This window comes from Agriterribacter sp., from assembly GCF_035444585.1.
GTDB lineage: Bacteria > Bacteroidota > Bacteroidia > Chitinophagales > Chitinophagaceae > Agriterribacter.
Genome location: NZ_DAOMOZ010000190.1, coordinates 1 through 9,389, shown reverse-complemented (window position 1 = coordinate 9,389; position 9,389 = coordinate 1). Strand labels below are relative to the sequence as shown.

Genomic DNA, 9,389 nt, shown 5'->3' with positions numbered 1-9,389 from the left:
AACTCTGGACCCGCTGATTAAGAGTCAGCTGCTCTACCAACTGAGCTACGGAGTCAGGGAAGGGTGGCAAAAGTATTAAATTCCTTTTATATTCTGTTCAATCATCTTCATTGCTTATCATTCCGGGGTAAAACAGGCTTTCCCATTCTTTACTTAAATTGCATACTGATATGGCGCAGCCAACCGATACTGTAAAATTAATTGAATGTCCCCGCGATGCTATGCAGGGCTGGAAGCATTTTATTTCAACCCAACAGAAAGCAGACTATATCAACACCTTATTGAAAGTAGGGTTCGACACTATAGACTTCGGGAGCTTTGTATCACCCAAAGCCATACCACAAATGGCAGATACGCATGAAGTGATAAAGCAACTGGATATTTCCGGCACAAGCACAAAATTACTGGCCATAGTAGCCAATGAACGAGGTGCAAAAGAAGCTGCTCAGTACGATGCCATTGCCTGTATCGGTTTCCCGTTTTCCGTTTCCGAAACATTTCAACTGCGCAATACCAACAGCACCATTGCCGCATCTCTTACCATTGTGGAAGCGATACAGCAGCTTTGTGTCAACCACAACAAGCAACTGGTAATATACCTTTCTATGGGGTTTGGGAATCCTTATGGCGATCCATACAATGAAGACATTGTATTCAGCTGGGCCAATACCATACAACAACTGGGCATCAATGTCATTTCCCTTGCGGATACGGTTGGACTGGCCACTCCCGGACAGGTAAACCGTATTACGGAACATTTGGTTCGTGCATTTCCCCGTGTTGAAATTGGCGTGCACCTGCATTCCACACCTGTTCACCGCGCACATAAAATTGATGCGGCATTCAAGGCCGGGTGCCGCCGGTTTGACGGGGCATTGATGGGCGTTGGGGGCTGCCCGATGGCTAATGACGACCTGGTGGGCAATATGGATACGGAACAAATGATCGCGTATTTCTCAAAAATGAAATTGTGCAGCCACATCAATACAGATGCCCTGCAGCAAAGCGTTATTATGGCCCAAACAATTTTTGTTTAACATGACGAACTTCAGATTAGCATTAGACATACCAGCCTTCCCTCAAAAGATCAATCACAGGCAGAAGCTGTTCTTATCGGGCTCCTGCTTTACTGAACACATTACCAGGCAGCTCCGCAGTAATAAGTTTGCCACCATTGAAAATCCCAATGGCATTCTTTTCAACCCCGTCAGCATTGCAGCATCTTTGGTATCTTATATAGAACAAAAACGATACAGCGAAGAAGACTTGTTTTATTACAACGAGCTTTGGAACAGTTGGGATCACCACAGCCGCTTTTCACACCCCGATAAGCAAACCGCGTTACAGCAGATCAACAGTTCGCAGCAGGCCGCTCATGCTTTTTTAAAACAAACCAACTGGCTTATACTCACGCTGGGATCGGCATTTGTGTATGAATGGATGGAAAAGCCATCATCATTATACCGGGCAAAGAACAGGGCTAATGATATTGTAGCCAATTGCCATAAAGTGCCTACAGACAGGTTCCGGAAAAGGCTGCTGACTGCTGAAGAAGTATTCACTGTACTGGATAACCTGCGGTACAGGCTGATGCTGTTCAATCCCGCAATTAAAGTGATATATACCATAAGCCCTGTGCGGCATGCCCGGGATGGACTGGTGGAGAACAACAAAAGCAAAGCCATACTGATACAGGCGGTTCATCACATAGTGGAAAAATTTGAAGATCATTTCTATTTTCCTGCTTATGAACTGGTAATTGATGATTTGCGGGATTATCGTTTTTATGCGGAAGATATGGTGCATCCCAATTACCTGGCTACCGCCTATGTATGGGAAAAATTTACCGACGCATGTATTGATCCACATTGTTACGCATTGATGAAAGAAATGGAAAAGATCAATATCGCTGTAAAACACCGACCCTTCAATCCTTCATCTGCCGCACACCGGCAATTTTTAAGCAGCTATTTCAGCAGGGTTCAGGCATTGCAGGACCAATACCCTTATTTGAGCTTCACAGAAGAATTGAAATACTTCAGCGGCAGCTAAATTTCTTTTCTCAATATTTCCAATGGCGGCGTACTCACCACTCCCCGGCTGTTAAACAGTCCGATAGCAACCGTAAGCAGGGATACGGAGAAGAATAATACAAGGACGGGCATGACCGAAGGATTGAACACGGCATCAAAGCTGTACCTGGCCAAGGCCCAGCTGCCCGCGAGCGAAAGCAATATGCCCGTACCGGCAGCCAGTGCACCGAGGAAAAAATATTCCAGTGCGGCGATAATGAACAATTGCTTCCTGCCGGCGCCAAGCGTGCGCAACAATACGGTTTCCTGTATGCGCTGGAACTTACTTACATATACGGAAGCAATGAGCACGATCAATCCTGTAAGGATGCTGAAAGCAGCCATGAACCGGATCACAAAACCGATCTTACCCAGCACATCATCCAGCACTTTCAATATTAAATTCAGGTCAATAACCGATACGTTCGGGAACTCACGTACAACTGCCTGTTGAAAAGCTGCGGAAGTTTCATTAGAAGCCACACGGGTAACCAGCACATGAAACTGCGGCGCTGTTTCCAGCACACCGGCAGGAAAAACAACACGGAAATTGGTTTGTACACGCCTCCAGTCCACATCCCTGAAACTACCCACAACAGTTGGGATAAGCGCTCCCTGTACATTAAATAAGATACTATCTCCAACGGATACCCTAATACGCTGTGCATAACGTTCTTCCAGCGATATATAAATCCGATCGCCGGGCACATATTTTTTTGTTTCGAATTTGCCGGCAGTGATTTTTTCCGTATCCGTCAGCGAATCACGGTAAGTAACACGCAACTCGCCTTCAAATACCCTCGGGCGGATGCCGGATGCGGAATCACGTCTTGCTTCTGCTGCGTTCATCCCGTTTATTTCTTCTATACGCATGGTAACAATAGGCACATCCTGGTATACAGGCAGGTGGTATTCTTTTACAAGCTTTGCTACAGCATCTTTCTGACTGGTTTGAATATCAAACAATACCATATTGGGCTGGTTATTACTGGCCGCCATGGACACACGGCTCATGAGTATATCCTGAATGAAGTAGAGCGTGCCTATAAAAAGCGTACCCAGGCCTACAGTAACGATCAACAGTATGGTTTGATTATTGGGGCGATACAGATTGGCAAAGCCCTGCCGCCATAAATAACTCAATCCCGAAGGGAAAAAACGGCGTACAGCACCACGCAATGCTACAGCCACGGCCGTAAGGAACAAAAAAGCCGCAAGTATGCTCAGGGCAAAAACAAGTGCCTGCAGCCAGCTTTGCATCTGCAGACGGGCAAACACGGCGATAAAAAAAAGAATAACGGCAAACAACAGTACCTGCCACGGGTTACGCCATGCCGGCACCTGCTCAACAGATACCCGCAAAGTATACAGCGGAGAAATGCTGCGAATGGAAAGCAAAGGCAGCAATCCGAACAGGAATGATATAACAACCCCCAACCCTATTCCTTTGGCTATGGATGGCCATGAAACAGAAGTGCTGATATCTACAGGCAATATATCTTTCAATACAAAGGGCAAAGCCTGTTGCGCCGCTGTTCCTAAAATTGCACCGGCCACTGCGCCTATCAGGCCAAGCGCTGTTATTTGTATAAGATAGATCAGGAAAGTTTGTTTTGTACTGGCCCCCAGGCAACGCAATATGGCAATAGCCGGTATTTTTTCACGGATGTAAATATTAATGGAGCTGGCTATGCCTATGCAACCCAATAGCAAGGCTATAAAACCAATAAGTGTAAGGAATTGTGAAACATCTTCGAATTGCCTGCCGGTATCTCTTTTGCGGGATTCGGCCGTTTCATAATCCAGCCCTTTGTTTTCAAGGATGGGATCTACAGCAGCAAGCTGCCTGTCCATTTTTGCCTGGTCATCATATTTGAAATAAAAGCTGTACGTAAACCTGCTCCCTTTTTGCAGCAGGCCTGTTTGTTGCAGGTATTGAAAAGGAATATATACCGGTGGTGCAATAGTGGTGGAAAGCCCGGAGCGGCCGGGTGCCTGCGTGAGCATGCCGGCTATAACGAAGCCGAGCTCGCCAACGCGGACAGAGTCACCCACTTTTGCATCAAACTGCAGCATCAGTGTTTTATCTACCAATGCGTGCTTCCCTTTGCGGAAATCAATTCCTGCCATTTCCGGAACTGTTTCAAAACGGCCGTAATATGGATAATCTCCTTCGAGCGCCAATACCTGCACCAATCTTGTTCCCTTATTTTTTGTAAAATAAACCATAGAGGCAAACCTGCACTCCTGCGAACGCCGGTTGCCCAGGGTATCCAGCATATGTTGTATAGCAGCGTCGGGCGCCTTATTGCTTTCAATAACAAGGTCGGAGCCCAGTAATGCTTTTGCCTGGTTGTTGATATCGCTCCGCACATGATCACCCAATGAAAAAATAGCTACCAAAGCCGCAATACCAAGTACAATGGAAGACATGAACAGCAATAGCCTGGAGCGGTTACGGCGGCTGTCGCGCCATGCCATGGTGAGGAGCCAGGAAATATCCAATCTTTTTTTGGGTAGTTCTGTACGCATGAATGATTTTTAAACTGCCAGTGTTGTGTTGCTGGTGCGTTCGTCTGAAATAATATGTCCGCCTTTTAAACGGATGATGCGCTGAGTACTTTCTGCCAGCTCGGGATTGTGGGTAACAATGATCAGCGTGGTCCCGGCTTCCCTGTTCAGCGCAAAAAGCAACGGTACGATCTTCCCGCTCGTTTCATCATCCAGGTTACCGGTAGGTTCATCGGCAAACAAAATTTTGGGGTTGGTAGAAAAGGCTCTTGCTATGGAAACCCGTTGTTGCTCACCTCCCGATAATTGTGCCGGGTAATGATGCAGGCGATCGGACAATCCTACTTTTTCAAGTAACGTAACGGAGCGGGAGCGAATATTTTTTTCCCCCTGTAATTCCAAAGGTACCATCACGTTCTCAAGGGCCGTGAGCGTGGGCATCAGTTGAAAATTCTGAAAGATGAACCCTATATAACGATTACGGATAAATGCTCTTTCATCTTCGTTTTTGTCATCAAGCCTTAATTTATTCAGCTCAATTGTACCCGTACTCGCCCTGTCGAGCCCGGCACATAAACCAAGCAACGTGGTTTTACCGCTGCCCGAAGGCCCCACAATGGCTACAATAGAGCCCGCTTCCACCGTAAAATTGATATTATGAAGCACAGTAAGCCTTTTGGTGCCGCTTTGATAGGTTTTGCTTACATCCTGTAAACTGAGTATGGTATCCATTTGTGATTTTATTTTGAAGAAGCAGCATTCAAATTACTATGTTTGAGTAAGCGCTCTTTAAATTAATGTATTTTTAAAATATACTTAACAGCTTTATAAGATAAATTAGTGATGTTATGCTAAAAATAAGAACTTACGGTATATTACTGCTGATGTTATGTGTTGCCTGCAGCAATCCCGATTCAACACCGGAGGACACTGCAAATGACAGCACGCAAAAAGAAACGCCGCCGCCTTCATCTTCAACAAAAAATATTGTTTTTTTCGGGAATAGTCTTACTGCCGGCTACGGACTTGATCTTGCTGAGGCTTACCCGGCATTGATACAGGCTAAAATTGATTCGCTCAAGCTTCCGTATAAAGCTGTTAATGCAGGTTTAAGCGGTGAAACCACAGCCGGTGGCAACAGCAGGATTGACTGGATATTGAAACAACCTGTACATGTTTTTGTACTTGAACTGGGAGGCAACGACGGACTGCGCGGGATACCGCTTGAAGAAACAGAGAAAAACCTGCAGAAAATAATAAACAAGGTAAAAGAAAAATATCCCGATGTAAAGTTAATGCTCGCAGGCATGCGCGTTCCGCCCAATATGGGAAAACAGTACAGTGAAAATTTCCACAAGATTTTTGAAAACCTGGCAAACAGCAACAAAATTGCTTTCCTGCCCTTTTTACTCGAAGGTGTTGGCGGCGAACCGGAACTGAACCAGTCCGATGGCATACACCCCACAGCAGAAGGGCAAAAGATAGTAGCCGAAAATGTTTGGGCGGTGCTGAAAGATCTGTTATAAGCTGAATGAGCAAAGTGAGAAGCCCAATAATCTACAATAAAATACAAATTTGAAGTCCGAAGCCGGAAGCCACAGGTTAGGACCGAAATGTGAGCGGTTGGCTGTGGGCAATCAGGGCTGAGCTACGGGCAATGCAGGATGCGATTCACTTTCACCTTTGACCTCTCCCCTCTCACCTCTGCATTTGCAGCGATCTCAACCTCAACCCGCGCTTCGCGTATATAGCACTTAATCATTTACCTTTGTATTATTAAAGCAATAATAACGTACAGTTCATGGCAACATTTTCTGAGCTTATTAATGGTGACAAACCGGTGCTGGTTGATTTTTATGCCACGTGGTGCGGCCCCTGCAAGATGATGACGCCGATCCTTGAAACATTAAAAAAAAGCATCGGCGATGCCGCTACCATCATAAAGATAGATGTAGATAAAAACACACAAACTGCTGCAGCTTACCAGGTGCAGGGTGTTCCCACACTCATTTTATTTAAGCAGGGAAAGGTACTATGGCGCCAGTCGGGCGTTGTGCAGTCGAACCAGCTTCAACAAATCATAAATCAATATAGCGGCAATGAATAAGTTATTTATCCTGTATATCTTTTGTTTTGCAGTTTTTTCGTCAAACCTCACGGCACAGGAAGCCGGCATACGACTCCTGCCTGCAAAGGCATTTGCGCAAACCCTGGACTCCACATTACAAAAGCAAATTATTGATGTTCGCACACCGGAAGAATTTCAATCCGGTCATATTGCAACGGCCAAAAACATAAATATCTATGATACAGATTTTAAAGATCAGCTTAAAAAACTGAATAAAGAAGAGCCTGTATTCGTTTACTGCAAGGTTGGCGGCAGAAGTGCAAAAGCTGCAAAAACATTACAGGATATGGGCTTTGTTAACGTATACGATCTGCAGGGTGGCATGATGGCATGGGAAAACAATAAGCTTCCTGTAACAACAGTTGAAGAAAGCGTTAAAAGCGAAGCAAACAGTTTCACAATGTCTGATTTTGATAAATTGCTCACTGATAATAAAATATTACTGGTTGATTTTTATGCTCCCTGGTGCATCCCCTGCCGGCAAATGGAACCCTCACTGAAAAAGCTTTCAAAAAAATACAAGAACAAAGTAACTTTTTCACGTATTAACCTGGATAAAGCCAAGCCATTGGCCCGCAAGCTGAATATTGAAAGCATTCCTGCGATAGCGGTATACAAAAACGGGAAGGAGCTTAAACGCGTTACAGGATTTCAGTCAACCTCACAGCTAAGGGAATTGATAAAATATTTATTGAAGAGCTAAACCATTTGCAATTGGCCAAGAATTCTGCTGATGGATAGCGAACCAAAGAGCAAGCCCTGTTTTTTACCAGCTGCCGCCTGCGCCGCCGCCGCCAAAACTACCGCCGCCGAATCCACCAAATCCTCCTGAACCGCCGCCGCTCCAGCCTCCGCCGCCCCTGCTTCCACCACCGCCACCGGGGAACCAAAATACAGGCGGTATACCCGTTTCGCGGTAACCGCGCCGGCTCATAAATGACCCGCCTCCGCCACCCCCGCCACCAATACGGGAAATGATAACCACAATAATGAATATGATGAATATGATAAGTGGCAGTGGTACTCCTTTTTTCTTTCCCCTGCCTGCATATCCTTCAGGTGGCTGGTATTCACCAACAGCAGCTTTCATAATAGCCGTAGTACCTTCATCAATACCACGGTAGTAATCATTGCCCCTGAAATTAGGGAGGATCTCATTTTCAACGATCTGCTTACAGGTTATATCGGGCAAAGCGCCTTCCAGTCCGTAACCGGGTGCAATAAAAACCTTCCTGTCGTCTTTGGCAATTAAAAAAACCACCCCGTTATTGAATTCCTTATTGCCCACGCCCCATTTGCGCCCCAGTGCCGTAGCATATTCATACGGCTCGTAGTCGCCAACGGTTTTTACGATAACTACTGCGATCTGGTTGGAGGTAGTATCATCATAATTCTTTAATTTATGCTCAAGATTTTCCTGCTGAAGTTGGGTAAGCGTGCCGGTAAAATCATTAACCAGCTGCGGTGGATTTGGCGCAGCAGGGATGATTTTATCGATCTGTGCAGAAACACCAGGGGAGAGAAAGAGCAATATGACGAATAAATACTTCTTCATTAATTATAAAATTCCTTATCTGGAGAAAATATCCCAACCATACGAAAAAAGTACTAAATAAATCCGAGATTTAAAATCAATACAGTAAAGCCGAAAAGAAGTATAATGAACTTTAACACACTGACCGGGCCAATGTCAAATTTCAAATACCAAATTTCAAATTGCTCTGCTCATTTTCCAAACACGATCTCATCAGGCAATTCATTTCTGTCGGTATCGGAATCATAGGGGAAATGCTCGTGCAACGCCTCTCCGATTTCCTTTAAAATAGTTATAATGCCATCCGCATAATGTGCGGCGTTAAATGCACTGAGAATATGTTGTACTGCCTTATTCCAGAACGCTGCTCCTACTTTTTGATGAATGCCTTCATCTCCAAATATGGCCAGCTGGTGATCTTTAATGGCTAAGTACAATATCACTCCGTTGCGCTGTTCTGTTTTTTCCATTTTTAAGCCATAAAAAAGTTCAATGGCCCTGTCAACAGGATCTACAAACCGGCAACGGCTTTCTATGTATACCCGGATCTCCCCACTGGTACGCCTTTCGGCTTCCTGTATAGCAGACACGATACGCTGATTCTCTTCCGGAGAAAAAAAATGCCTGATCCTGGATGAAAAAAATCTCATGAATTCGGATAAAGTTTAAAAATTTACCTCCGGTGCGGTCTGGGCGCCGGGCTCAGCAGCAAAAAATCCTTTCTCTTTAAATCCGAACAAACCGGAGTACAATGCATTGGGAAATGTTTTTACCACGGTATTATAATCCTGCACTGCTGCATTAAAATCATTGCGCGACACTTTGATCCGGTTTTCAGTTCCTTCCAATTGCGACTGCAGGTTAAGAAAGTTCTGATTGGCTTTTAGTTCGGGATATCGTTCTACCGTTACCAGCAAACGGCTCAATGCGCCGCTTAATTGGCCCTGTGCCTGCTGAAACTGGGCCATTTTTTCGGGGCTCAGGTCATCTGCATTAATATTTACTTTAGTAGCATTGGCCCGCGCCTGGATAACCTGGGTAAGCGTTTCCTGCTCAAAGTTAGCTGCCCCCTTTACCGTGTTTACAAGATTGGGTATAAGATCAGACCGGCGCTGGTATTCGCTCTGCACATTGCCCCACTTGC

Annotated in this window: 10 protein-coding genes; 5 read left to right on the top strand and 5 right to left on the bottom strand. The window is 45.2% G+C overall.

Annotated features, from left to right (window positions below):
• Positions 1–170: 170 nt before the first annotated feature.
• Together PLH26_RS17030 and PLH26_RS17025 are read left to right on the top strand one after the other, a co-directional pair.
• Positions 171–1,037 carry a hydroxymethylglutaryl-CoA lyase gene (locus PLH26_RS17030; protein ID WP_324587235.1) on the top strand — a complete coding sequence of 289 codons (867 nt, stop codon included), beginning with the start codon at positions 171–173 and terminating at the stop codon, positions 1,035–1,037.
• A 1-nt stretch (position 1,038) separates the two neighbouring features.
• Entirely contained in the window at positions 1,039–2,052 is a 1,014-nt protein-coding gene (locus PLH26_RS17025) for a GSCFA domain-containing protein (RefSeq protein WP_324587234.1), read from the top strand.
• Here the strand turns inward: PLH26_RS17025 and PLH26_RS17020 are convergent.
• Both PLH26_RS17020 and PLH26_RS17015 read right to left on the bottom strand, forming a co-directional pair.
• Positions 2,049–4,604 carry an ABC transporter permease gene (locus PLH26_RS17020; RefSeq protein ID WP_324587233.1) on the bottom strand — a complete coding sequence of 852 codons (2,556 nt, stop codon included), beginning with the start codon at positions 4,602–4,604 and terminating at the stop codon, positions 2,049–2,051. The genes PLH26_RS17025 and PLH26_RS17020 overlap by 4 nt on opposite strands.
• Positions 4,605–4,613: 9 nt before the next feature.
• Positions 4,614–5,315 (bottom strand): ABC transporter ATP-binding protein, encoded by a 702-nt coding sequence (locus PLH26_RS17015; protein WP_324587232.1) that lies wholly within the window; start codon positions 5,313–5,315, stop codon positions 4,614–4,616.
• Between the two features lie 116 nt (positions 5,316–5,431).
• On the opposite strand from PLH26_RS17015, the gene PLH26_RS17010 reads away from it, so the two are divergent.
• From PLH26_RS17010 to PLH26_RS17000, 3 genes are all read left to right on the top strand, one after another.
• Entirely contained in the window at positions 5,432–6,109 is a 678-nt protein-coding gene (locus PLH26_RS17010; RefSeq protein ID WP_324587231.1) for an arylesterase, read from the top strand.
• Positions 6,110–6,384: 275 nt separating this feature from the next.
• Positions 6,385–6,690 (top strand): thioredoxin, encoded by a 306-nt coding sequence (gene trxA / locus PLH26_RS17005; RefSeq protein WP_324587230.1) that lies wholly within the window; start codon positions 6,385–6,387, stop codon positions 6,688–6,690.
• A complete protein-coding gene (locus PLH26_RS17000) occupies positions 6,683–7,414 on the top strand; it encodes a DUF6568 family protein (RefSeq protein WP_324587229.1) in 732 nt (243 codons plus the stop codon). The genes trxA and PLH26_RS17000 overlap by 8 nt, the downstream gene beginning before the upstream one ends.
• 63 nt (positions 7,415–7,477) lie before the next feature.
• On the opposite strand, the gene PLH26_RS16995 is transcribed toward PLH26_RS17000, so the two are convergent.
• The 3 genes from PLH26_RS16995 to PLH26_RS16985 all read right to left on the bottom strand — a co-directional run.
• Positions 7,478–8,266 (bottom strand): TPM domain-containing protein, encoded by a 789-nt coding sequence (locus tag PLH26_RS16995; protein WP_324587228.1) that lies wholly within the window; start codon positions 8,264–8,266, stop codon positions 7,478–7,480.
• A 170-nt stretch (positions 8,267–8,436) separates the two neighbouring features.
• A complete protein-coding gene (locus PLH26_RS16990; RefSeq protein ID WP_324587227.1) occupies positions 8,437–8,895 on the bottom strand; it encodes a TPM domain-containing protein in 459 nt (152 codons plus the stop codon).
• A 15-nt stretch (positions 8,896–8,910) separates the two neighbouring features.
• On the bottom strand, positions 8,911–9,389 hold a 479-nt coding region (locus PLH26_RS16985; RefSeq protein WP_324587226.1), incomplete at its 5' end, for a LemA family protein.